This window comes from Amycolatopsis sp. NPDC004747, assembly GCF_053601335.1.
The window spans coordinates 227,357-252,959 of the sequence record NZ_JBSGBQ010000004.1; the positions used below are offsets into that span (position 1 = coordinate 227,357).

The 25,603-nt window shown below is 75.7% G+C and carries 5 protein-coding genes; 2 read left to right on the top strand and 3 right to left on the bottom strand.

All coding sequences use genetic code 11. The annotated features are described in order from the left end of the window. Window positions 1-31: 31 nt before the first annotated feature. The 3 genes from ACWEGE_RS08030 to ACWEGE_RS08040 are packed head-to-tail and all read right to left on the bottom strand — an operon-like array spanning window position 32 to window position 21,373. Window positions 32-8,941 (bottom strand): SDR family NAD(P)-dependent oxidoreductase, encoded by an 8,910-nt coding sequence (locus tag ACWEGE_RS08030; RefSeq protein WP_449659704.1) that lies wholly within the window; start codon window positions 8,939-8,941, stop codon window positions 32-34. 8 nt (window positions 8,942-8,949) lie between these two features. After that, on the bottom strand, window positions 8,950-13,380 hold the full coding sequence (locus ACWEGE_RS08035; RefSeq protein WP_449659705.1) for a type I polyketide synthase: 4,431 nt from the start codon (window positions 13,378-13,380) through the stop codon (window positions 8,950-8,952). 28 nt (window positions 13,381-13,408) lie between these two features. Then, a complete protein-coding gene (locus ACWEGE_RS08040) occupies window positions 13,409-21,373 on the bottom strand; it encodes a type I polyketide synthase (RefSeq protein ID WP_449659706.1) in 7,965 nt (2,654 codons plus the stop codon). Window positions 21,374-21,856: 483 nt separating this feature from the next. On the opposite strand from ACWEGE_RS08040, the gene ACWEGE_RS08045 reads away from it, so the two are divergent. Next, window positions 21,857-23,086 carry a pyridoxal-dependent decarboxylase, exosortase A system-associated gene (locus ACWEGE_RS08045; RefSeq protein ID WP_449659707.1) on the top strand — a complete coding sequence of 410 codons (1,230 nt, stop codon included), beginning with the start codon at window positions 21,857-21,859 and terminating at the stop codon, window positions 23,084-23,086. Between the two features lie 16 nt (window positions 23,087-23,102). After that, the gene (locus tag ACWEGE_RS08050) at window positions 23,103-25,601 is read left to right on the top strand and encodes a BTAD domain-containing putative transcriptional regulator (protein WP_449659708.1); all 2,499 of its coding nucleotides are present in this window, start codon (window positions 23,103-23,105) and stop codon (window positions 25,599-25,601) included. Window positions 25,602-25,603 lie beyond the last annotated feature (2 nt).

Sequence of the window (25,603 nt, forward strand, 5' to 3'; positions counted from 1 at the left end):
GTTCCCTTTCTGCTGTGCGGACTGGGTGATTTCAGGCCCGGCGCCGTCGGGCGGCCGCAGCCTTGATGCCGGAGCGGCGCAGCTGTCCCTGCGCGGCGCTGTCGGGTGCGGGCTCGGGGGTCCCGGGGTCACCGGCGGCGATCTTCGCGAGCGCGGCGACGGTCGGGGCCTCGTGGATGATGTGCGGCGGCAGTTCCGCGTCCGGGAAGCTGTTTCGCAGCGTCGCCAGCAGCGAGATGCCGAGCAGGGACGTGCCGCCGAGCTCGAAGAAGTTGTCGGCCGCGCCGACCCGGTCCAGGCGCAGCGCCTCGCACCACGCTTCGGCCACCGCGCGCTCGGCGTCGCCCTCGGGCTCCTGGAACGGTGTGACCAGCTCCGGCCGCGGGTGCCGGTCGGCCGTCGAGCCGCCGTTCGCCGCCGAGGTGACCGCGTCGACGCTGAACCGGGCCGCCACCGCCGTCACCGCGTCCAAGTCCTGGGTGGAGATCACGACGTGGGGTTCGCCCGAGGCCAGTGCCCGCAGCAGCGTGCGCCAGCCCTGCTCGAAGTCGATGCCGAATTTGGCGCGGTGCTCGCGGAAGTAGGTCTGGATGTCCTCCTCGTACCCGGAAAGCCCGTCGTCCCAGGCGTTCCAGGTCCACTCGCCCCACGAGATCGACACCGTGCGGCCGCCGTGGGAGGCGGCGTAGGCGTCGAGCCACGCGTTGCCGGCGCAGTAGTCAACCTGGCCCGGGCCACCGCCGGTGACCGACGTGATCGAGGAGAACAGCGCGACGAAGTCGAGGTCCAGGCCGTCGGTGGCGGCGCTGAGCGCCCGGGAGCCCGGCAGCTTCGGTGCGAGGACCTGGTCGGCGTCACCGGGCTGCTTGAACTGCATCAGCCCGGTGCCCGGCACGCCCGCGGTGTGCAGGATGCCGTGCAGCGCCCCGAACTCCCCGACCGCGACGGCGACCGCGCGCCGGACGTCGGCCTCCTCGGCGACGTCCCCTTCGACGACGACGACTTCACCGCCGAGCGCCTCGATCTCCTGCACCCGGGCGACGCGGTCGCGGATCGTGCCGGGCACCTCGTCGGTCCCGTCGGCGATCCCGGCCCAGCGCTCGCGCGGCGGCAGGCCGCGGCGGCCGAACAGCACCAGCTTCGCGTGGCTGTCGCGGGCCAGCCGCTCGGCCATGGCCAGCCCGATCCCGCCGAGCCCACCCGTGATCAGGTAGACGCCCTGGTCGCGCAGGACGCCCTTCGCCTGGTCGATCGGCTGCGGCGCCAGGACTTCGTAGCCGGGCAGCCAGCGCCGCGACCCGCGCAGCGCGACCGTGCGGCCGGGGGCCGGGCGGTGCAGCTCGGCGACCACCGCGGCGGCACCGGCGGCCGCGTCGACGTCGATCAGTCTCGTTTGGACACCCGGGTACTCCATCGGGATGACCAGGTTGGGTCCGGTGAGCGTGGCCGCGTCGGGCCGCAGCTCGCCGTCGTGCAGGACGCGCTGGGTGCCGGTGGCGGCCAGGTCCAGGGTCCAGCCGCCCAGACCCAGCTCGCCGGCCGCGCGGGCCAGTGCGACGAGCGTGTGCAGGCCGAGCAGCAGGGAGTCGTCGTCCAGGTTCCACAGGTGGACGACCCGGTCGAGGCGGGTGCCGCCGCGCTTGAGGTCGCGCAGCAGCTGCAGCAGGTCGTCGACGTCGCCGGGGCGGACGGTGGCGTCCGGGCCCGGCCGGTACCCCGCGCCCGGCCGGACCACGGTCACCGGGTCGCCGGTGCGGCGGATCCCGTCGAGGACGTCCTCGGCCAGGCCGGGGCGGGCGAACACGAGCCAGGACGCGGGCTGCGGCGCGACGGGCGCGGCCGAGGTCTGGCGCCAGGTGGGCAGGCTGATCCACTGCTCTTCGGGCAGCAGCGGGATCCGGTCGAACTCCTCCAGAGGCCCGTCCGCGGGCGTCTCGACCCGGGCCGTCCCGGTGGCCGGCTTCGCCTCGATCCAGTAGCGCTGCCGCTGGAAGGGGTAGGTCGGCAGCGGCACCCGGCCCGGGGCGGTGCCGCGGTAGACCGGCGTCGCCGTGCCGCGGCCGTGGTAGGCCGACCAGTCGAAGGCCGCGCCGAGCAGCCACAGCCGGGCCAGGCCGTCGGTGAGCACCTCGTCGGCAGGCCGCGGGTCGTCGGCAGCGGGCAGGGTGGCGGTGATCATCGGCCAGCGGCTCGCCGGGCTGAGCCCCCGCAGCAGCGCGCCGAGCGACGGCCCGGGGCCGATCTCGACGACGGCCAGGTGCTCGTCGGCCAGCAGCGCGGTGGCCGCGTCGGCGAACCGGACGGTCTCGCACATGTGCCGCGCCCAGTACCCCGGGTCGGTGACGAGGTCCGCGGTCGCCGGGGCGCCGGTGACGTTGGACAGGTAGGGCAGCTCGGGGGCGTTCAGCGTGACGTTCGCGGCGATCCACGCGGTCAGCCCGGCCGCGGCCGGCGCCAGCATCCGCGAGTGGAACGCGTGGCTGGTGCGCAGCGGACGGCACGGGACGTCCGCGGCCCGCAGGTCCTGCGCGAGCCGCTCGACCGCCGTGGTCTCCCCGGCCACCACGACCAGCTCCGGGCCGTTCACCGCGGCGATGTCGAGGCCCGCCAGGTCGAACCGCGTCTCGAGCTCGGTGACCGACAGCGGCACCGCGGCCATCGCCCCGCCGGGCAGGGCGGCGATCAGCTCCGCGCGCTTGGCGACCAGCGCCAGGGCGTCCGGCAGCGAAAGCACCCCCGCCAGGCAGGCGGCGACGTACTCGCCGAGGCTGTAGCCGAGCATCGCGGCCGGCCGCAGTCCCCAGTCCATCAGCGTCCGGGCCAGCGCGTAGTCGACGGCGAACAGCAGCGGCTGCGCGAGTTCGGTCCGCTGCAGCCGGGCGGCCCGCGGGTCCTCGTCGCCGCCGCGGCCCAGCAGGGCGGCCAGGCTCGGCCCGCCGCCGCGCTCGCCGGTGACGAGGTCGCCGTCGGCGTCGAGGTGCGCCAGGCACTCGTCGAGGTGCGCGCGGAACACCGGCTCGCGCCGGTACAGCTCGCCCACCAGGCCCGGGTACTGCTCGCCGACGCCGGCGAAGAGGAACGCCACCGGCCGGTCCTGCACCGGCTCCACGCGGGTCGCGGGGGCACCGGTCAGCGCGGCGACCGCACCGTCCACATCGGACGCCACGGCGACCCGCCGGTGTTCGAACGTCTTGCGGCCCTCCTGCAGCGTGAACGCGACATCGGCCAGGCGTGCGTCCGGGGTGCCGGCGAGGTGCTCGCCGAGGCGCCGGGCCGCGGCGTCGGCCGCGTCCGCGGTGCGGGCCGAGACCGGCAGCACCTGGTAGCGGCGTTCGGTGTCCGGGTCACCCGGGGGCAGCGCGGGCCGGTCCGGCGGCTGTTCGACGACGACGTGCACGTTGGTGCCTCCCATGCCCAGCGAGTTGAGCCCGGCGATCCGCGGGCGGCCGTCGCCGGTGTTCCACGGCGCGAGCTCGGCGGCCACCCGGAACGGGCTGTGCTCGAAGTCGATCTCCGGGTTCGGCGCGGTGTAGTGCAGCGTCGGCGGGATCAGGCCCTCGCGGACCACCAGCGACGCCTTGATCAGCCCGGCCGTGCCCGCGGCGCGGTCGAGGTGCCCGACGTTCGGCTTCACCGAGCCCAGCGCGCAGTACTGCTTCTCGGCCGTGTCGCCGAACGCCCGGGTGAGCGCGGCGACCTCGATCGGGTCGCCCAGCTCGGTCGCGGTGCCGTGGGCCTCGACGTACCCGACGTCCTCGGCCGCGACGCGGGCGTCGGCCATGGCGTCGGCGATCACCCGCGACTGCCCGCCGACGCTCGGCGCGGTGTAGCCGACCTTGAGGGCGCCGTCGTTGTTCATCGCCGAACCGCGGATCACCGACCAGATGTGGTCGCCGTCGCGCAGGGCCGCGCCGAGCTTCTTGAGGACGACGACGGTGGCGCCGTCGCCGAACATGCTGCCGTGGGCCTGGGCGTCGAAGGTGCGCACGTGCCCGTCCGGCGACTCCTGGCCGCCGGGGGAGTGCAGGTGCCCGATCCGGTCCGGCACCCGCACCGAGACCCCGCCGGCCAGCGCCATCTCGCAGTCACCGGCCCGCAGGCTGCGCATCGCGGTGTGCACCGCGACCAGCGACGTCGAGCAGAACGTCTGCACCGCCATGCTCGGGCCGCGCAGGTCGAACAGGTAGGACACGGTGGTGGTGAGCGCGTCCTTGTCGTTGCCCATCACCAGCTCGTAGATGCTGGCGTCGGCGTCGGAGGTGAACTGCCCGGCGATGCCGAGCAGGTACGTCGAGAGGTTGCAGCCGCCGAACACGCCGACCCGGCCGCGTTCGCCGGGCTTCGCGTACCCGGCCCCCTCCAGTGCTTCCCAGCAGACCTCGAGGAACAGCCGCTGCTGCGGGTCGGTCAGCGCGGCCATGCGGGGGCTGAGGCCGAAGAACGCGGCGTCGAAGCCGGTGACGTCGTCGAGCACCGGCCGCGCCGGAACGTAGGCCGGGTCGCGGACCTGCGCCGGGTCGACGCCGGCGGCGATGAGCTCGTCGGGGCTGAAGAAGGTGATCGACTCGACGCCGTCGCAGAGGTTGCGCCAGAACTCGTCGATCGTGCCCGCGCCGGGGAACCGGCCGGCCATGCCGACGACGGCGATGTGCCGGTCGAGCTCGTCGTCGTCGGCGGCGACGGTGGCGGTGGCGACCGGCGCGGTGGTCGTCACGGCCGGTGCCTGGTCGTCGAGGGTGGCGGCGAGGGCCTGCACGGTGGGCAGCTCGAACAGCGTGACGGTCGGGATGGCGACCCCGAAGCGCTCCTTGACCAGCGCGAGCATCTGCAGCGCGAGCAGCGAGTTGCCGTTGAGGTCGAAGAAGTTGTCCCGGGTACCGACCGGCTCGACGCCGAGCACCGACGACCAGACCTCGGCCAGGCCGCGTTCGGTCGCGGTCATCGGCGGGACGTACGGCTGCGGCAGGTCGGGCCGGGGGAACCGGTCGGCGGCGGGGGTGGCGATCTGCACCGCGCCGGGGAGCCGCTCGTCGAGCCCGCCGGCGGCGACGATCACGGCCGGCCCGGTGAGGCGGTCGAACGCGGCCAGCGCCTGGGCGCGGGTCATCGCGTGCTTGGCCATCGACGCACCGAGCGGTCCAGCCAGGCGTTCGAGGGTGCCGGGCCAGGTGTCCCACGCGGCGGCGAGCCACCCGGGACGGCCGTGGGCCTCGGCCAGCAGGGCCGCGTTGGCGGCGGCGTAGCTGCCGAAGGTGACCCCGCCGAGCAGCGCCGAGGTGGACGAGAAGAGCAGGGTCCACTCGGGACGTTCGGGGAGCTCGTCCAGGACCGCGGCCAGCACGCGGGCGCCGCCGACCTTGGCGCCGAAGTGCCGGGCGATGGCCGGTTCGTCCAGTTCGGACAGGGGCCGGAACCCGGCGGGGTCGGAGTCGGCGGCGGCGTGCACGACGCCGTCGAACCGGTGCTCGGCGAACAGCGCGCGGACGGCGGCGGGGTCGGTGATGTCGACGCGGGGGGTGTGGACCTCGGCGCCCAGCGCCCGCAGCCGGGCGACGGCGGCATCGGTGCCCCCGCGGCGCCCGGCCAGGACGAGCTTGCGCGCGCCGCGGGTGGCGAGGTGTTCGGCGACGGTGAGGCCGACGCCGCCGAGACCGCCGGTGATGAGGTAGCTGCCACCCTCGCGGATCGACGGCGATCCGGCAGGCTCGGCGGGACGGTAGCCGGGAACGAGCCGCCGGTCACCGCGGTAGGCGACGAGCGGGGTGCCGGTCGAGCGCAGCTCGGCCGCCAGCACGGCGGCGGCTTCGGCGGGGGTGTGGGTGGCGTCGAGGTCGACGGTGCCGGCATCGAGGTTGAGGTACTCCTGGTTCGCGACGACCGGCAGCACGGCAACGGCCGCCTGCGCCGGCCGGGGCGCGCCTGCTTCGACGCCATCGGCGGCAGCCGAGCCGTTCCCGGTCGCTTGCCCCGCGCGGGTGGCCACCAGCACCCGGATCGCCCGCGATCCGTCCCCGGCCGCCGTGGCCAGGGTGCGCGAGACCGCGTGCACCGCCGCCACGTCGTCGTCCAGGTCGAGCACCGACAGGTCCACCACCGTGTCCGCCTCGGCCACGTCGACCACCTCGCCGAGCAGCACGGTCAGCGCCGCCGCCACCCCGCCGGTGTCCGGCAGGATCGCGACCCGGCCCGTCGTGCCGGCCGCCGGCGCCGGCGCCGGCCGCCACGACTGCGTCAGCAGCCGCACGTGCTCGTCCGGCTCGGCGGCCAGGCGCGGGACCTCCGGCGTGACCGTCCCCGGCGCGTCGATCCAGTACCGCGAGCGCTGGAACGGGTACCCCGGCAGCCCGACCCGCCGGGCCCCGCGGCCGCCGCGGACACCCGGCCAGTCGAGGTCCACCCCGGCCAGCCACAGCCGGCCGGCCGCCTCGGCCAGGGCGGCCGAAGCCGAGGCCGGGTCGTCCGCGCCGGGCAGGGTCGGGATCACCGACGCCCAGCGCGATGGTGCGCACGCCCGGTGCCCGCGCACCATCGCGCCCAGCGAGCGGCCCGGGCCGAGCTCCAGCAGGACCGTGTCCTCGTCGGCCAGCAAGGTGGCCAGGGCGTCGTCGAACCGGACCGGCGCGCACATGTGCTCGGCCCAGTACCCGGGGTCGGGCGCCTCGGTGACCAGCTCGCCCGTCACGTTGGAGACGTAGGGAATCGTGGGCGCGGAAAGCGTGACGTGAGCGGAGACCCACGCGGTCAGCTCGTCGCGCAGCGAAGCGAGCTGCCGCGAGTGGAAGGCGTGCGTGGTCGCCAGCGGCCGGCACGGGATGTCACCCAGCGACTCGCGGAAGGCCGAGACGGCCTCCGGGGTGCCGGACACGACGGTCAGCTGCGGGCCGTTCAGCGCCGCGACGTCGAGATCGGTCCCCGCGATCCGGGCCCGCACCTCCTCGACGGGCAGCGGCACGGCCGCCATCGCCCCGCCCGGCAGCGCGGCGATCAGCTCGGCCCGGTGCGACACCAGCGCGAGCGCGTGCTCGAGCGAGAGCACCCCGGCCAGGCACGCGGCCACGTACTCGCCGAGGCTGTACCCGACCAGGACACCCGGTGAGACGCCCCACGAGCGCACGAGCTGCGCCAGTGCGTACTCGACGGCGAACAGCGCCGGGTGCAGCACCTCGGTGCGGTCGCCCGCCCGCGAGCCGCCGTCCGCGCGGCCCAGCAGCGCGGCCAGGCCGCCCGAGCCCGAGCGCGAGCCGAGCATCTCGTCCAGAACGGACGGCCCCAGCAACGCGCGGCAGCGGTCCAGCTCGGCCCGGAACACCGGCGCCGTCTCGTACAGCTCCGCGGCCAGGCCGGGGTACTGCTCGCCGGTGCCCGCGATGAGGAACCCGACGCGGCGGCCGGTGCCCGCGTCGCTCGAGGACGACACCGCCCCCGACGCCAGCAGCCGGGCCGCTTCGTCCGCCGAACCGGCGACCAGCATCCGCCGGTGCCCGAACGTCGTGCGTCCGCTTTGGAGCGTGTGGGCGACGTCGGCGAGCGCGTCGCCGGAGTGCGCCAGGTGGGCGGCGAGGTTGGCGGTGGCGGCGTCCGCGGCGGCGGCCGAGCGGGCCGACCACACGAGCAGCTCGGGGCCGGCCGAAGCGGTCGGCACCGGCAGCGGCGCCTCCTCCAGTACGACGTGGGCGTTCGTGCCGCCGATGCCGAACGCGCTGACACCGGCGCGGCGCGGGGTGTCCGTGCGCGGCCACGGCGTGCGTTCGGTGACCACGGTCAGCTCGGCGTCACCGGCGGTGAGCTGCGGGTTCGGGGTGCCGAGGTTGCGCGTCGGCGGGATCTCCTCGTGGTGCAGCGCGAGGGCGGCCTTGATCAGGTTCGTCACGCCGGCGGCGCGGTCGAGGTGCCCGACGTTCGTCTTCACCGAGCCGATCCGCAGCGACCGGCCCGCGAAGACCTGCTGCAGCGCGGCGATCTCGGCGGCGTCGCCGAGCGCGGTGCCGGTGCCGTGGGCCTCGACGTACCCGATGTCCTCGGGCTCCAGCCCGGCCGCGGCCAGCGCCTCGGCGATCACCGTGGCCTGGCCTTCGACGCCGGGTGCGGTGAAGCCGACCTTGCGGCCGGCGTCGTTGTTGACCGCCCAGCCGCGCAGCACCGCATACACCCGGTCGCCGTCGGCGAGCGCGTCCTCCAGCCGGCGCAACGCGACCACGCCGACGCCGCCGCCGAGCGGGGCGCCCAGGCCCGCGGCGTCGAACGCGCGGCACTCGCCGTCCGGCGGCGCGATGCCGCCCTGCTGGTAGAGGTAGCCGACGCGGTGCGGCACGCCGATCGACACACCACCGGCCAGCGCGACGTCGCATTCGAAGTTCGCCAGGCTGCTCGCCGCCACGCACACCGCGACCAGCGACGTCGAGCACGCGCTCTGGATGCTGAACGCGGGCCCGGACAGGCCGAGGGTGTGCGAAACCCGGGTCGCCAGGGTGTCCTTGTCGTTGCCCAGTGCGATCGCGATCTCGCCCATCTCGCCGGCCGCGTTCGCCGGGGTGAGGTTGTGGGTCAGGTAGGTGCTCCACGCGCAGCCCGCGAACACGCCGATCGCGCCGTCGAACCGCGCCGGGTCGCAGGCCGCGTCCTCCAGGGCGTGCTGGCTGTGCTCCAGGAAGAGCCGGTGCTGCGGGTCGAGGATCTGGGCTTCCTTCGGGTTGATCCCGAAGAAGCCCGCGTCGAAGTCCTCGACGCCGCGCACGACCGCGCCGGCCTTGACGTAGGCGGGGTCGCCGAGCCGGTCGGCGGGCACCCCCGCGGCGAGGAGCTCGTCGTCGGTGAAGCGGGTGATGCCGGAGCGGCCGGCGCGGACGGTCTCCCAGAGGGCGCCGACGTCGTCGGCGCCCGGGAAGCGGCCGGCCATGCCGACCACGGCGATGTCCGCAGGGGAGAGGCTGGTGTCGGTCACGGTGTCCCTCATTTCCGGGTGCCGGCCAGGCGGCGGCGACGGCCCCGCGCGGATCCGGTGGTCGCCGCCCGCGGGGCGGAAGAGTCGGTGTCGGTCAGTGCGGCGGCGAACGCGGCCACGGTGGGGTGGCCGAAAAGCACAGCCGGCGCGATCGGGCGGCCGAGCCGCTTCTCCAGCGCCGCCACCATGGCCATGCCGACCAGCGAGTTGCCGCCGAGGTCGAAGAAGGGGTCGTGCACGCCCACGGCGTCGATGCCCAGGAACTCGCCCCAGACCCCGGCGATGTCGGTCTCGAGCTCGCCGCGCGGGGCGGCGTACTCGGTGCGCAACGGCGGCCGCGGGTACCGCGACTTCGGCGTCGGCGCCGCTTCGAGGAGGCCGCCGAGGTCGTTGAGCTCGGCCAGCTCGCGGCGGGCCGACGGCAGGTCCTGGCGCAACGCGACGACCGTGCCGCGGAAGCCGTTGCCGGCCAGTTTGTCGAGGACCGCGCAGCCGGCTTCGGCGCCGAAGCCGTAGCGGCGGCGGTAGGCGAGCCGGGCTTCGCCGGTGGCCTCGTCGGCCCAGGAGTCGTGCTGCCAGTGCCCCCAGGCGACGGTGACGACCTGGGTGTCCGCTGTGGACAGTGCGGCGCCGTGGGCGTCGAGGACGCTGTTGGCCGCGCAGTAGTCGGCTTCGCCGATGCCGCCGACGACCGTGACGATCGAGGAGAACAGGACCAGCCGCCGGGGCCGGGCGGCCAGGAGCGGGCGGACCGCCCGGACCTTCGGGTCGAGCGTGCGGCGCATGTCCTCGGCGGTGCGGCGCTGCGCGAGCCCGCCGCCCGGCAGCCCGGCGGCGTGCACGATCGAGTCGAGCTCGCCGAACCGCAGTTTCGCCTCGACCAGCGCTTCGGTGAGCTGCTCCGGGACGCCTGCGTCGGCCTTGAGCACCAGCACCTCGGCGGGCGCCAACGCGGCGAGGTCGGTCCGGTCCGCGTCGCCGGTGCGGCCGATCAGGGCGAGCCGGCGGGCGCCGTGGCGGACGAGGTGCTTGGCCACGATCATGCCGAGCCCGCGGGTGCCGCCGGTGATCACGTGCGTGCCGCCCCAGTCCGGGGTGCCGTCGTCGAGGGTGATCTCGGTGTACTCCTGGAGGCGACGCCGGCCGCCGCGAAGGCCGGCGAGCACCGGCTCGTTCGCGGCGTCGTCGGGCCACGGCCGGGCCAGCTCCTCCAGGAGGTGCCGGGCCGGGGTGCCCGGTTCGACGTCGACGCCCCGCCACCGCAGGCCCGGGTACTCGGCGCGGACGCCGCGGCCGAGCCCGTGCACTCCGGCGGCGTCCGGGTCGGTCAGGTCGCCGCCGGTGATCTCGGCCGCGCCGGTGGTGACGGTGAGCAGCCGGACGTCGTGGCCGTCGAGGGCCTGGACGGTCCGCAGGAGGTCGTCGAACCCGCCCTCGTGGACGACGTGCAGGGGCTGGGGGAGCGTGGCCGGGTCGGTGCCGACGGTCATCCCCGCCCGCGTCGCCAGCGCGGCGAGTTCGTCGTTGGTGGTGATCAGCGAGCCGTGCGGGGTGGCGGTGGGCCGGGTGGGGTCGAGGCGCCAGACCGGGGCGTAGAGCCGGCCTTCCTCCTCCGCGGGTTCGGTTCGCGTGCGGGTCGCCGGTGGCCAGAACTTCGCGCGCTGGAAGGGGTAGCCGGGCAGGCTCACGGTGCGGCCGCCACTGCGCACCGCGGCGAAGTCCGTGTCCACGCCGAGCTCCCACAGGCGGGCGAGCGTCTCCAGCAGCGCGGTGCCTTCGGCCGGGCGGTGCTCGACGGGCCAGGGCGCGGGGAGGGTGCCGAACACGGCGGGCCGGGCTTCGGTGAGGTTCTGGCGGACCAGGCCGCCGAGGGTCTGGCCCGGGCCGAGCTCGACGTAGGCGTCGACGTCCTGGCCGGCGCAGTACCGGACGCCGTCGGCGAACCGGACCGGGTGGCACAGGTGGCCGGCCCAGTACCGCGGGTCGATCGCCTCGGCGTCGGTGAGGACGGTGCCGGTCGCGTTGGACACGATCGGGATCCGCGGCGCCTGCCGGGGCACCGACGCGACCAGCTCGGCCAGCTCGGCGCGGGCGGGTGCCAGCAGGGAGGAGTGGAACGGGTGGGCCGAGCGCAGTGCCCGCGCGGCGAGTCCGGCGGCTTTCAGCTGCTCCGCCGCGCTTTCGACGTCTTCGGGTGCTCCACTGAGGACGGTCATCTGCGGGCCGTTGAGCGCGGCGACGTCGACCTTCGTTTCGCGGACGGCTTCGGCGACCTGGTCCGCGGATGCGGCGACGGCGAGCATCCGCCCGGCCGGGGCGCGCCCGATCAGCCGGGCCCGCCCGGTGACGACGTACAGGGCGTCGGCGAGGGTGAAGACCCCGGCGAGGCAGGCGGCGACGTACTCGCCGAGGCTGTACCCGACGAGCAGGTCGGGCCGGACGCCCCGGTCGGCGAGCAGCCGGGCGAGGGCGTACTCGACGGTGAAGAGGAGCGGGTGGGCGACCTCGGCGCGGTCGAGGAGCTCGTCCTCCGGGCCGGTTCCGAAGAACGACGGCGCGGAAGCGGCGATCGGTTCCGCGAAGATGGCGGCTTTGAGGTCGACCCCGCAGCGGTCGGCGGCGATGGTGCAGCACTCGTCGACGGCGGCGGCGAAGACGGGCTCGTCCCGGTAGAGCTGCGTGGCCAGGCCGCGGTACTGGTCGCCGACGCCGGGGAGCAGGAAGGCGACCTTCGGGGCGCCGGGCTTGCGGTGGACGCCGGGGCCCTGCGCGGCGGCGGTCAGCTGCCGCGCGGCGTCTTCGAGGCTGGTGGCGACGACGGCCCGGCGGTGGTCGAGGTGCGCGCGGCCCTCGCGGAGGGTGTGGGCGAGGTCGGCCAGGGTCACGGCCGTGCGTGCCGGGGCATCACTCGTGATCAGCGGGGCATCATTCGTGACTGGAGGGGCATCACCCGCGGTCCGGGCGAGCCGGGCGAGCTGCGCGCGCAGCGCGCCTTCCGACGCTGCCGAAACCGGGATCAGTTCGGCGCCGGGTGGTCGTGAGTGGAAAGGCGGGTTAGAACGCTCTTTTCCGCTCACGACCGGGGGTGCGGCCTCCAGGACCAAGTGGGCGTTCGTGCCCGACCAGCCGAACGAACTGACCCCCGCCACCGCCGGTCGGCCGTGGTCCGGCAGCGGCGCCAAGCCGGCCGAAGGGCGCACGGCCGCGTTCGCCAGCACCTGCTCCGCCGGATCGTGCATGTGCAGGTTCGGCGGCACTTCGCCGTTCTCCAGCACCAGCACCGTCTTGATCAGCCCGGCGATGCCCGCCGCCGTGTGGGTGTGGCCGATGTTCGTCTTCACCGCCCCGACCGTCAGCGGCCGGGAAACCGGACGGTCCCCGAACACCTCGCCCAGCGCACCCAGCTCGATCTCGTCACCGAGTGGCGTCCCCGAACCGTGTGCCTCCAGGAAGTCGACGTCGGCGGGCGAAGCACCCGCGTCGGCCAGCGCCCGGCGGATCACCTCGACCTGGGCGCCGCGGTTGGGCGCGGTCAGGCCGTTGCTGCGGCCGTCCTGGTTGACCGCCGAGCCGCGGATCACCGCGCGGATCCGGTGACCGTCGCGCACCGCGTCCGACAGCCGGGCCAGCACGACCATCCCGCCGCCCTCGCCCATCATGTAGCCGTCCGCGCTCGTGTCGAACGTGTGGCAGCGGTCGGTCGGCGACAACAGCGCGTTGCGGCTGCTGTAGACGTACAGGAACGGGTGCAGCGCCAGGAACCCGCCACCGGCCAGGGCGTAGTCGCACTCGCCCGCCCGCAGCGCGCGGGCCGCGAGGTGCACCGCGACCAGCGTCGACGAGCACGCCGTGTCCAGTGAGAACGCCGGGCCGCGCAGGTCGAAGTGGTACGCCAGCCGTCCGGCGACGACGCTGGCGAGGCTGCCCTGACCCATGTACGGGTCCGCATACACGCCGGTGCCTTCGCGCTCGGCCTCCACCTGGCCGTACTGGAAGCTGTCGGAGAACCCGAGGAGCACGCCGGTGCGGCTGCCGGCGAGCCGGGGCGCCGGGGTGCCCGCGTCGTCCATCGCCTCCCACGCCAGCTCCATCAGCAGGCGCTGCTGCGGGTCCATCCGCAGCGCTTCCTGCGGGGCGTAGCCGAAGAAGCCGGCGTCCCAGCCGTCCACTTCGGACAGGAAGGCACCGCGGCGGCCGGTGCTGCCGGGCACGTGGTCGAACCGGCCGTCCGGCACGTCGCCGACCTCGGCGGCCCGGCCTTCGCGAAGCAGGTGCCAATACGATCCGACGTCCGGAGCACCGGGGAACCGGCAGGACATGCCGATCACGGCGATCGGCTCGCTCTCGCGGGCCTCGTACTCGGCCAGCCGGCGACGCGCGCCCGCGAGCTCGACCGTCGCCCGCTTCAGGTAGTCGCGAAGCTTTTCTTCGCCGGTCATAACCGAACCCCTATCCGTTCGCAAAAGTTCACAGCTTGTCGATGAAGGCGAAGAGCTCGTCGTCCGAGGCGAGGTCGAAGCCGGGCTCGGCACCGAGCCCGTCGAGTGCCTCCCGCAGCACGTCCGCCAGCCGGGCGCGTTCCTCGGCGCCGGCACCCGGCAGGACTTCGCCGAGTGCTTCGCGCAGCCGCTGCGCGGGGTCCGGCGGCGGCGGGAGCAGCTCGCCGAGCAGGTGCGCGGCCAGCAGCTCGACGGTCGGGTGGTTGAACAGCAGCGACGCGGGCAGCCGCAGCCCGGTGCCGGCCCCGATGCGGTTGCGCAGCTCCACCGAAGTCAGCGAGTCGATGCCCAGTTCGCTGAACGGCTTCGCCACCTCGACCGAAGCCGGCGACCGGTGGCCGAGCGCCGTGGCGACCTCCGTGCGGACGAAGCCGGTCACCGTCGCGGCGGCGGTTTCCCGGTCCAGCCCGGCGAGCTGCCCGGCCAGCCCGGCCGCGACCGGAGCGGCCGCGGCAGCACGGCGCACCGGCACGAGACTCCGCAGCACGGCGGGGATTTCGTCGGCCGCCCGCAGCGCGGCGGTGTCCCAGGCGGACACCACGACCGGGCCGGACAGCCCGAGCGCGGCGTCGAACGCGGCGAGCCCCTGTGCCTCGCTGATCGGCCGGACGCCGGTCAGCCGCCCGCGGTCCGCGTCGGTCATCGCGGCGGTCATGCCGGTCGCCGTGTCCCACAGGCCCCAGGCGATCGACACGCCCGGCAGCCCGCGCGCCGCCCGGTGCTCGGCCAGCGCGTCGAGGGACGCGTTCGCGGCGGCGTAGTTCGCCTGGCCGCGGTTGCCCAGCACCCCGGCGATCGAGGAGAACAGCACGAACGCGGCGAGGGGCCGGCCTTCGGTGAGCTCGTGCAGCAGCCAGGCGGCGTCGCGCTTGGGCCGCAGCACGTTTTCCAGCTGCGCCTTGGTGAGCCCGGTGATGGTCGAGTCGTCGAGGACACCGGCGGCGTGCACCACCCCGGTGAGCGTCTCGCCGTCCAGCAGCGCGGAGAGCGCGGCGCGGTCGCCGACGTCGGCCGCCGCCACCCGGACCCGGGCGTCCAGGCCGGCCAGCCGCGCCGGGACGTCGCCGCCGCGGCGCGAGACCAGCAGGAGGTCGCGGACGCCGTGCGTGGTCACCAGCCGCTCGGCGACCAGGACCCCGAGCCCGCCCGTGCCACCGGTCACGAGGACGGTGCCGGTGCCGAAGTCCACAGTGGAGGGTCCGGCGGCGTACCGCGCCAGCCGGGGCACGAGCACTTCGCCGTCACGGACGGCGAACTGCGGCTCGTCGGCGTCCAGCGCCGCGGCGAGCGGGGCACCGGGGCGGGCTCCGGCCAGGGCGAAGCGGCCGGGGTGCTCGGCGATCGCCGAGCGCACCAGACCCCACACCGCCGCGCCTTCGGGCGAGCCCGGGTCCTGCAGGAACACCAGCTTCGAGCCGTCACAGCGCTCGTCGAGCAGCCAGCGCTGCACCAGGTCCAGCACGGCGGGCAGCTCGCTCGCGGTGGTGAGCACGACGGGCGGGACGACCTCGGGCAGCTCCGTGCCGATCACCGTCCACCGGCGGTCGCCACCGCCGGGCAGCGACGCCGGTGTCCACTCCACGCGGTAGAGCTCCGCGCTCGTCTTCGGCTCGGTGGCGGGCCGCAGCAGCAGCGATTCCACGCCGCCGAGCGGGGTGCCGGCGGTGTCGTAGAGGGTGACTTCGACGCCGGTGGCCGCCGAGCCGGACAGCCGGGCTCGCACCGAGCCCGGCAGGGGCGAGGTGATCCGCAGGCCGCCGAAGGAGAACGGCAGCAGCAGCTCGGTGCCGTCGAGCACGAGGGCGTGCAGCACCGCGTCGAGCACCGCGGGGTGGGCGGTGAACTCGCCTTCGGTGGGCAGCTCCACCTCGGCGTACCGGTCGTCGCCGTCGCGCCACAGCGCGGTCAGGCCCCGGAACGCCGTCCCGTATTCGTACCCGCGCTCGGCGAGCCGCGCGTAGGCACCGTCGAGGTCGACCGGCTCGGCCCCGGCGGGCGGCCAGCCGGGCAGGGGCGGCACGGGGGCCTGCTCGGGGCCGACCGCGCCGGTCGCGTGCCGGGTCCACGGCCCGTCGCCGAGTCGCGAGTGGACGGTCAGCGGGCGGCGGCCGTGCTCGTCCGCACCGCCGAGGCCGACCTGGACCTCGACGGCACCGGACGCGGGCAGCGCCAGCGGCGCTTCGAGCGTGAGGTCTTCGACGCTCCCGCCGTCCGCCGCTTCGAGGGCGAGTTCGGCGAACCCGGTGCCCGGGAACAGGACCGTGCCGCGGACCGCGTGCCCGGCCAGCCAGGGCAGCGAGGTGAGCGAGAGCCGCCCGGTGGCCACGGAACCGTCGCCGTCGGCGACCGGGGTGGGGGTGCCGAGCAGGCCGGCGGAGCCGTCGGTGAGCCAGTAGCGCTGCCGGTCGAACGCCGAGGTCGGCACGTCCGGGTGGCGGGTGACCGGGCCCAGCAGCCGCGGCCAGTCGACGACGGCGCCTCGGACGTGGGCCGCGGCGATGGCGAGCAGGAACCGCCGCCGGCCGCCTTCCCCGCGGCGCAGCGTGCCCACGGCGGTGCCGTCGATGCCGGCGTCGGCCAGGATCTCCTGCACCGCGCCCGCCAGGATGGGGTGCGGGCTGACCTCGACGAACAGCGGCCGCCGGTAGCCGGCGAAGGCGCGGACGGCGGCGTCGAACCGGACCGGCTCGGCGAGGTTGCGGTACCAGTAGCCGGCGGTCAGCTCCGAGCCCGGCAGGAAACCACCGGTGCATGAAGAGCAGATCGTGGTCGCGGTGTCGGCGGGGGCCGGTTCGCCGATCTCGGCGAGCAGGGCGTCGCGGACCGCCTCGACGTGCGGGGTGTGCGCCGCGTACGCCACCGGCGTGCGCCGGACCTGGACGTCGGCGCAGGCCGCCGCGAACTCCTCGATCGCGGCCAGGTCGCCGCCGACCACGGTGCCGGCCGGGCCGTTGTCGACGGCCGTCCACAGGCGGCCCTCCCACGGCGCGAGCCGCTCCCGCACCTGCGCCACGGGCAGGCCGACGGCGAGGATCCCGCCGGTCCCGTCCAGTTCGGCGGTGAGGAGCCTGCTCCGGACGGCGATGATCCGGGCGGCGTCGGCGAGCGGCAGCGCCCCGGCGACGACGGCCGCGGCCAGCTCGCCCTGGGAGTGGCCGACCACCGCGGCCGGGTCGACCCCGGCGGCCCGCCACAGTCCGGCGAGGGCGACCATGACGGCGAACAGCACGGGCTGCACGACGTCGGTTCCCTCCAGGCCCGGCGCACCGCCGGCGCCGGTGAGCACGTCGAGCACGGACCAGCCGGTGTGCGGCTCGAGTGCGTCGGCGGCATCGGTGAGCAGCCGCGCGAAGTCCGCGTCGGCGGCGAGCAGCTCGGCGGCCATGCCCGCCCATTGGGCGCCCTGGCCGGGGAAGACGAACACGGGCCGGACGTCCCCGGCCGCGGTGCCGGCGACGAGCGCGGGGTGCGGAGCGCCCTCGGCGAGTGCGGTCAGTGCCTCCACCAGCTCGGCCCGGTCCGCGGCGACGACGACCGCGCGGCAGGTGCCGGGCCGGCGCCGGGCGAGCAGCGCGGCGGTGGCGGTGACGTCGTGGTCGGCGGCGGTTTCGGCGTAGGTGCGCAGCCGGGCGGCCTGTGCGCGGAGGGCGGTGTCGGTGTGGGCGTGGAGGAGCCAGACCAGTGGCTGAGCCGGAGCGGCGGTGGGCGTCGCCTCGGGCCGGGCGCGGAGAGCGGTGCCGTGGCGGGCGTGCAGCGGCTCCGCGCCCCGCGCGGCTTCGGTCCCGGCGACCGCCGGCGCGGCTTCTTCGGCGGGCACCGACTCCAGCACCACGTGCGCGTTGGTCCCGCTGATCCCGAAGCTCGACACCGCGGCCCGCCGCGGGCGGCCGTGGTCGGGCCACGCCCGGGCCGCCGAGAGCAGCTCGACCCGCCCGCTTTCCCAGTCCACCTGCGGGCTCGGCACCTCGGCGTGCAGGGTGCGCGGGATCGTCTCGTGCCGGAGCGCCTCGACCATCTTGATCACCCCGGCGACCCCCGCCGCGGCCTGGGTGTGGCCGATGTTGGACTTCAGCGACCCCAGCCACAGCGGCGTTTCCCGGTCCTGGCCGTACGTGGCCAGCAGCGCGTGCGCCTCGATCGGGTCGCCCAAGGCCGTTCCGGTGCCGTGTGCCTCGACGACGTCCACATCCTTTGTGGACAGTCCGGCGGCGCGCAACGCCCGCCGGATCACCTGCTGCTGTGCCTGGCCGTTCGGGGCGGTGAGGCCGTTGCTGGCCCCGTCGGAACCGGTTGCGCCGCCGCGCAGCAGCGCCAGCACCGGGTGGCCGTGGCGGCGGGCGTCCGACAGGCGCTCCAGCACGAGCATCCCCGCGCCCTCGGCGAAGGCGGTGCCGTCGGCGTCGGCCGAGAACGCCTTGGCGCGCCCGTCCGCCGAAAGACCGTTCTGGCGGGTGAAATCCACCAGGTTGCCCGGCGCGGCCATCACCGTGACGCCGCCGGCGAGGGCCAGCGAGCAGTCGCCCCGGTGCAGCGCGTCGGCGGCCAGCTGGATCGCCACCAGCGACGACGAGCACGCCGTGTCGACCGTGAGCGCGGGACCGCGCAGCCCGTAGGTGTAGGCGATCCGGCCCGACGCCACGCTCGGCGACGTGCCGGTGAGGCGGTGCCCGTCGACCGACCCGGTCGGCTCGTGCAGGCGGGGGCCGTAGTCCATGGCCATCGCGCCGACGAACACGCCGGTGTCGCTCCCGGACAGGGCGTCCGGCTCGAGCCCGGCGCGCTCGATCGCTTCATGGCTGATCTCCAGGAGCACCCGCTGCTGCGGGTCCATCGCGAGGGCCTCGCGCGGGCTGAGGCCGAAGAAGGCGGGGTCGAACCGGTCGGCGTCGTGCAGGAAGCCACCGAAGCGGGTGGCGCACGAGCCGGGGCCGGTGTCGCCGAGGAGCGTGTCGAGGTCCCAGCCGCGGTTCGCGGGCAGCTCGGTGACGGCCTCGCCGCCCGCGGCGACGAGGTCCCACAGCTCGGCCGGGGAGGTGATACCGCCGGGGAAGCGGCAGCCCATGGCGACGATCGCGATCGGATCACCCTGCTGCGGCGCGATCTCCTCCGAGGGAGCGGCATCGCCCGGCCGTGCCCGGAGGTGCGAGATGAGGTGCGCGGGAGTCGGGAAGTCGAACAGCAGCGTGGTCGGCAGCTTCCGCCCGGTGGCCGCCTGCAGCCGGGTGCGCAGCTCCACCACGCTCACCGAGTCGAAGCCGAGGTCCTTGAACGTGCGCGCGGGGTCGATGCCGCTCGCGCCGGCGTGGCCGAGGACGGCCGCGGCCGTGGCGAGCACCAGGTCCGCCACCCGCGTGGGGTCGACGGCGACCGGCGCGGCGGCCACCTCCTCGCCGAGCCAGTACCGGGTCCGCTGGAACGCGTACGTCGGCAGGTCCACCAGCCGCGAGCCGGGGACCTCCCACCGCACCGCCGCGCCGGCGACGAACGCCTCGGCGAAGCTGCGCCGGAGCCGCTCGCCGCCGCCGTCGTCCCGCCGCAGCGTGCCGACGACGGCGATCGTGCGGTCGCGGGCTTCGGCGGTCTCCTCGATGCTCCCCAGCAGCACCGGGTGCGGGCTGCACTCGACGAACCGCGCGCCGCCGGCCGCGAGGGCCCCGGCCGTCGCCTCGGCGAAGCGGACCGGGCGGCGCAGGCTTTCGAACCAGTACCCGGCGTCGAGGCCCGCGGTGTCGAACGGCTCGCCGGTGAGCGCGGAGACGAACGTGACCGAAGTGGACACCGGGCGCACCGGTGCCAGCAGCCGCAGGATCTCTTCCCGCAGCGGGTCCACGGCCGCCGAGTGCGACGCGTAGTCGACCGGCAGGACCTTCGCGCGGTACCCGTCGCCGGTGAGCGTGGCGTGCAGCGCCGCCAGTGCCTCGGCCGGCCCGGACAGCACCACGGACCGGGTGCCGTTCACCGCCGCCACCGACACCCCGGCGGGCAGCAGCGGCCGGACGACGTCTTCGGGCGCGCCGGCCGACATCATCCCGCCGCCGCGCGGCATCCCGGCGAGCACGCGGCTGCGCAGGGCGACCACGCGGGCGCCGTCGGACAACGACAACGCGCCGATGGCCGTGGCCGCCGCGATTTCGCCCTGGGAGTGCCCGACCACGATCGACGGCGTGAGCCCGGCGTCGCGCCAGACCGCCGCCAGCGACACCATGACCGCCCAGAGCGCAGGCTGCACGACGTCGACGCGGCCGAGGTCGGCGGTGCCGTCACGCAGGCCGTCCAGCAGGTCGTAGTCGACGAACTCGGCGAGCGCGGCCGAGCACTCGGCCAGCCGGCGGGCGAACACGGGCGAGTCGCGCAGCAGCCCGCGGGCCATGTCCGGCCACTGCGAACCCTGCCCGGGGAACACGAGGACGTCGGCGCCGTCGACGGTCCGCCCGGTCACGACGTTCTCCGACGGCGTGCCGTCGGCCAGCGACGCGAGGTCGCCGAACACGACCGCACGGTGCTCGAAGAGGTCACGGGTGCGCAGCAGCGACCGGGCGACGTCGCCGTGGGCGAGGTCCGGGTGCTCGGCCAGGTGGCCGGCGAGCGCACGGGCCTGGGCGGCCAGTGCGGCGGCCGACCGGGCCGAGAGCACCAGCGGCACGTCGTCGGCCGCGACGTCCGCCGGCGGGGTGGCCGGCGGCGCTTCGGCGAGGACGAGGTGGCAGTTGGTGCCGCCGACGCCGAACGAGCTGACCCCGGCGACGAGCCGGTCCTGCGGCCGCGGCCAGTCCCGGGCCTCGGCGACGACTTCGAGGTTCAGCGCCCCGAACGGGATGGCCGGGTTCGGCGTGCCGAAGTTCAGGCTCGGGCTCAGCCGGCGCTCCGCCAGGCACACCAGGACCTTCAGCAGCCCGGCGATGCCCGCGGCGCCTTCGAGGTGGCCCACCACGGTCTTCACCGAACCCACCTGCAGGGGCGCCGGGCGGTCCCCGGCGAACGCGGCCCCGAGCGCCTCGGCCTCGATCGGGTCGCCGACCGGCGTGCCGGTGCCGTGCAGCTCGACGTACTGGACGTCGGACGGCGTGACTCCGGCGTCGGCGCAGGCCAGCCGGATCACCTCGGTCTGCGCCGACGCCCGCGGCACGGTGAGGCCCGCGCCGCCGCCGTCGTTGTTCACCGCGCCGCCCAGCAGGACCGCGTGGACGCGGTCGCCGTCGGCGACCGCCGCGCTCAGCGGCTTGAGGACGACCAGGCCACCGCCCTCGCCGCGGACGTACCCGTCGGCGCGGCTGTCGAAGGTGTGGCAGCGGCCCTGCGGGGACAGCGCGCCGAAGCGGTCCACCGTCTCGGTCCCCGCCGCCAGGAGGTTGAGGTTCACACCGCCGGCGAGCGCGACGGCCGCGGTGCCGCGGCGCAGCTGCTCGGCGGCCAGGTGCACGGCCACCAGCGAGGAGGACTGCCCCGAGTCGACGGTCAGGCTCGGGCCGCGCAGCCCGAGCGCGTAGGAGACGCGGTTCGCGATGAGGCTGCGGTGGGTGCCGGTGAGCGTGTGCGGGCCGGCGCCGAGGCGGTCGTGCAGCAGCGCGTAGTCGCCGTTGATCGCGCCGACCACGACGGCGGCGCCGCTGTCCCGCAGCGTGCCGGGCGCGATCCGGGCGTCTTCGCAGGCCTCCCACGCGAGTTCCAGCACCAGCCGCTGCTGCGGGTCCATCGCCGCGGCCTCACGCGGGGAGACCCCGAAGAAGGGCGCGTCGAAACCGTCCACATCGGACACGAAACCGCCGCGCCCGGCGCCGTCGCCGTCCGTCCACCGGCCCGGCGGAACCGCGCCGACGGCCTCGCGGCCCTCGGCCAGCAGCCGGCGCAGCCGCGCCGGAGAAGGGGCACCGGGCAGCCGGCAGGACATGCCGACCACCGCGATCGGCTCACCGGGAGCAGGCAGGGAAGACATAGTTCACCCATCGTCGGAAGGGATCGCGGAAATCGGGGAATGCGTGCTGAGTCCGAATTGCGCCGGTCACCGGGAATTCTCGGTGGCGCCGGCGGATTCCGATCGTGCGGGCTGTGCCCCCCGTTCGTCAAGGGGTGTTCCCGGCGGCGGCGGTGGCAGGCAGGCGACGGCAGGAAGCTGCCACCGCGGCGGGCCACCCGGCTGGAGCAGCGGGGGTGGGTGACTGCGCCGAACGGTGTGGTCAATCGCGCTGGCCTGCGGAAACGACTGTCCGGTCCGGTGTGGATGATGTCACCGGCGTGACCGGGTGGACACAGCAGGTACACCTGGGTACCGCCGTCCCCGCCCCGCCGCCGAATCTGGGTGAGGACTACCCATGCCCGGGTGGGTGGGTAGTTGCTTCAGTGGTCCCCGTGCCGCCGGAGAAGTGCCGGTGGTGCTTTTCCGGTTGCTATTTCCCCGTGCTCGAAGAAAAGGAAAGCGATGGCGAACACGACGGAAGCCGCGGCGGCGCCGCACCGCCGCGCCGGCGGTGTGCTCACCGTGGGCGGCGTGCCCGTGGACCGGCTCGCGGCGCGGGTCGGCACCACCCCCTTCTTCGCTTACGACCGCTCGCTCGTCACCACCCGAGTCGAGCGGGTGCGGGCCGCGCTGCCCGACGACGTCGAGCTGAGCTACGCGGTCAAGGCCAACCCGATGCCCGCGCTGCTGCACCACCTCAGCGGCCTGGTCGACGGGCTCGACGTCGCCTCCGCCGGAGAACTGCGGCAGGCGCTCGACACGACCGTCCCGCCCGAGCGGATCAGCTTCGCCGGACCCGGCAAGACCGCGGCCGAACTGGCCCGCGCGGTCGCCGCCGGCGTCACGGTCGAGCTGGAGTCCACCACCGAGCTGGCCCGCGTGCGGGAGGCCGGCGACCGCCTCGGCCTCACCCCGCGCGTGGCGCTGCGGGTGAACCCGGACTTCGCCGTGCGCGGGTCCGGCATGCGCCTGGGCGGCGGCCCGCAGCAGTTCGGCATCGACGCCGAGCGCGTGCCCGCCGTGCTGGCCGAAGTCGGCGCCGCCGGACTCGATTTCCAGGGCTTCCACGTCTTCGCCGGCTCCCAGAACCTGCGCGCGGAAAGCCTGTGCGAGGCCCAGCGCGCGACCGTCGACCTGGTGCTGCAGCTCGCCGAGGCGGCGCCGGGCCCGGTGCGGTCGGTGAACCTCGGCGGCGGCTTCGGCATCCCCTACACCGCCCGCGACACGGCACTGGACCTCGACGAGGTCGGCGAGAACCTGGCGAAGCTCCTGGACGTCTCGCTGCGCCCCGCACTGCCCGACGCGCGCGTGGTGATCGAGCTCGGCCGCTACCTCGTCGGCGAGGCCGGCGTCTACCTCACCCGCGTGGTCGACCGGAAGGTCTCCCGCGGCACGACGTTCCTCGTCGTCGACGGCGGCCTGCACCACCAGCTGGCCGCCTCCGGCAACTTCGGCCAGGCCATCCGCCGCAACTACCCGCTCGCCCTGGCGTCCGCGCCCGGCGGTCCGGAAGAGACGGTGACCGTGGTCGGCTGCCTGTGCACCCCGCTCGACCTCCTCGGCGACAAGGTTTCGCTGCCCGGTGCGGCCATCGGCGACCTGATCGCGATCTTCCAGGCCGGCGCCTACGGCCTGACCGCCAGCCCCACCGCCTTCCTCGGGCACCCGGCGCCGCCCGAAGTCCTCGTCTGACCCCGGAGGGAACACCGTGCAGACCACCGTGCCGACACCCGCGGCCCCCGCGCTCCGCCCCCTGCCCGATCCCGGGCCCGAACCCGGCTTCCGCGTCCTCGGCCTGCTGCAGGTCCGCGGCCGCGAACCGGTCGTCGTGACCGCCCGCCGCCAGCAGGTGGTGCTCGCGCTGCTGCTGCTCAACGGCAACCGCGTGGTGCCGCTGGAAGTCCTGCTCGACGCGCTGTGGGGGCCCGAGCCGCCCGCGACGGCGCGGGCGCAGGTCCAGACCTGCGTGTCGGCGCTGCGCCGGGCGCTGGCGAAAGCCGGCCTGGGGGAACGGATCCGGGCCCGGGGGAGCGGCTACTGCCTCGACCTCGCCCCCGGCGAACTCGACCTGCACGAGTTCGAGGCGCTGGTGGCCCGCGGACGGGCCGCGCGACGGCCGGAGGAGGCGCGCACGGCGTTCCGCGAAGCACTGGCGCTGTGGCGCGGGGAACCGCTCACCGGGATCGACAGCGGCGTCGTGCGGGCCCACCAGGTCCGCATCGCGCAGCGGCGGGTGGAGGTGCTCGAGGACTGCCTCGACGCCGAGCTCGAGCTGGGCCTGCACCGCGAGGTCGTCGGCGAGATCTCGGTGCTGACCGAGGAGTACCCGCTGCGCGAGCGGTTCGTGCTGCAGCTGATGACCGCGCTGCACCGGTGCGGCCGCCGGGTCGAGGCGCTCGCCGCCTACCGGGCCGTGCGCCGCCGCTTCGTCGACGAACTCGGCCTGGAACCTGGCGTCGCGCTGCGCGAACTGCACCAGGACATCCTGGCGGGGTCGAGCGAGGCGCCGGCGAGCGGCCGCGCGGTCCCGCGGATGCTGCCCGCTCGCCTGCCGTACTTCACCGGCCACGAGCGGCTGCTGGCCGGGCTGCGGCGCGGCCTCACCGACGACGGGCCCGGCGCCGCGGTGGTCACCGTCCTCACCGGACGCGGCGGGGCGGGCAAGTCCGCCGTCGCGGCCGAAGCCGCGCACCGCGCCGCCCCGGCGTTCCCCGACGGGGTGCTCTACGCCCGGCTCGCCGACGAGGACGCCGCCGACGTGCTCGCGCGCTTCCTGCACGCGCTCGGCGTGCCCGCCGCGGAAATCCCCGACGACCTCGACGGCGGGGCCGCGCTGTACCGCAGCGTGCTCGCCGGGCGCCGGGTACTGACCGTGCTGGAGGACGCCGCGAGCCTGGCGCGCGTCACGCCGTTCGTCGCCGACGCCCGGGGGTGCCGGCTGCTCGTCACGACCGGTGCCCGCGTGCCGTCGCTGCCCGGCGTGGCGGTGGCCGAACTCGACGTGTTGGACGGCGCGGAGGGGGTCGAGCTGCTGTCCGCGCTGGTCGGCGAGGACCGCGTGACCGCGGAGCTGTCCGACGCGGTGGAGCTGGTCGAGCTGTGCGGCGGCCTGCCGCTGGCCGTGACGGCGGCGGCCACGCACGTCGCGGCCCGGCCGGGGCGCACGCTGGCCCAGGCGGTGGCCCGGCTGCGGGCCGAGGGCGACCGGATCGCCCGGCTCGGCGCGGGCGTCCGCGCGGCCGTCGGGCGCGGGCTGAGGGACCTGCCCGACCCGGTGCGGGACCTGTTCGCCCGGCTGGCGCTGCTGCCCGCGGGCAGCTGGGCGGGCTGGGCCGCGACGGCCCTGGCGGACCTCGGCCCGGCCGATGCGGCCGACGCGCTGGAGACGCTGGTCGACGCGCGCCTGGTCGACGTCGCCGGAGCCCGCTACCGGCTGCCGTCGCTGACCCGGCTGCTCGCACTCGAACTGCTGGCGGCGCAACCACTTCCGGTGCGCGCGACGGCGTCCCGGCGGCTCTTCGGCGCCTGGCTGTCGGTGACGGACGAGGTCCGCGGTACCGCGGACGGCGGCGTGCCGCGGACCCCGGTTTCGGCCGATCTCGGCGACCTGGGCACCTGGTACGACCGCGAGTCCGCCGGCCTGCTGGCCGCGGTGCGCCAAGCCGCGGATCTCGGCGAGCCGGGCTACTGCGCGGAACTGGCGCTGGCGGTGGCCGACCTGGCGGGTTCACGGGGCCGGTACGCGGACTGGCGGGAGAGCGGCGAGACGGCGTTGCGTGCGGTGCTGCGTTCGGGCGACCGGCACGCCGAGGCGGCTCTCGAGCGGTCGCTCGGCGAGCTGGCGGTCCGCGAAAGCCGCTTCGCCGACGCGGCGGGCCGGATCACCCGCGCGCTCACCGCCGGTGCCCAGGCGGGCGGGGTGAGCTGGGACGAGCTGGTCCGGCAGGTCCTGGCCGGCGTCGACCACGCACGCTCCGCGGTGGTGGCGGAGCCGGTCCCGTTCGCGCCGCCGTCCGGCGAGCCGGGGGCGGGCAACCGCACGGCGTCGCCGCGGATCGCGCTGGGGCGCAACCAGTTCGACCTGGCGGCCGACCGCGCCCAGGGGGACGGCGCCGCCCGGTCGTCCGGTCGCGCGGGTCATCGGCGCCTGCCGCGTCCCCGGCCGATTTCGTGGCGGCGGGAGTCCGAGTACCCCGAGGAAGCCTGACC

What these genes read in the sequence shown, in the direction of transcription:
- ACWEGE_RS08035 (WP_449659705.1), bottom strand. Translation starts at nt 13,380, where the DNA reads ATGACCGGCGAAGAAAAGCTTCGCGACTACCTGAAGCGGGCGACGGTC.
- ACWEGE_RS08040 (WP_449659706.1), bottom strand. Translation starts at nt 21,373, where the DNA reads ATGTCTTCCCTGCCTGCTCCCGGTGAGCCGATCGCGGTGGTCGGCATG.
- ACWEGE_RS08045 (WP_449659707.1), top strand. Translation starts at nt 21,857, where the DNA reads ATGGCGAACACGACGGAAGCCGCGGCGGCGCCGCACCGCCGCGCCGGC.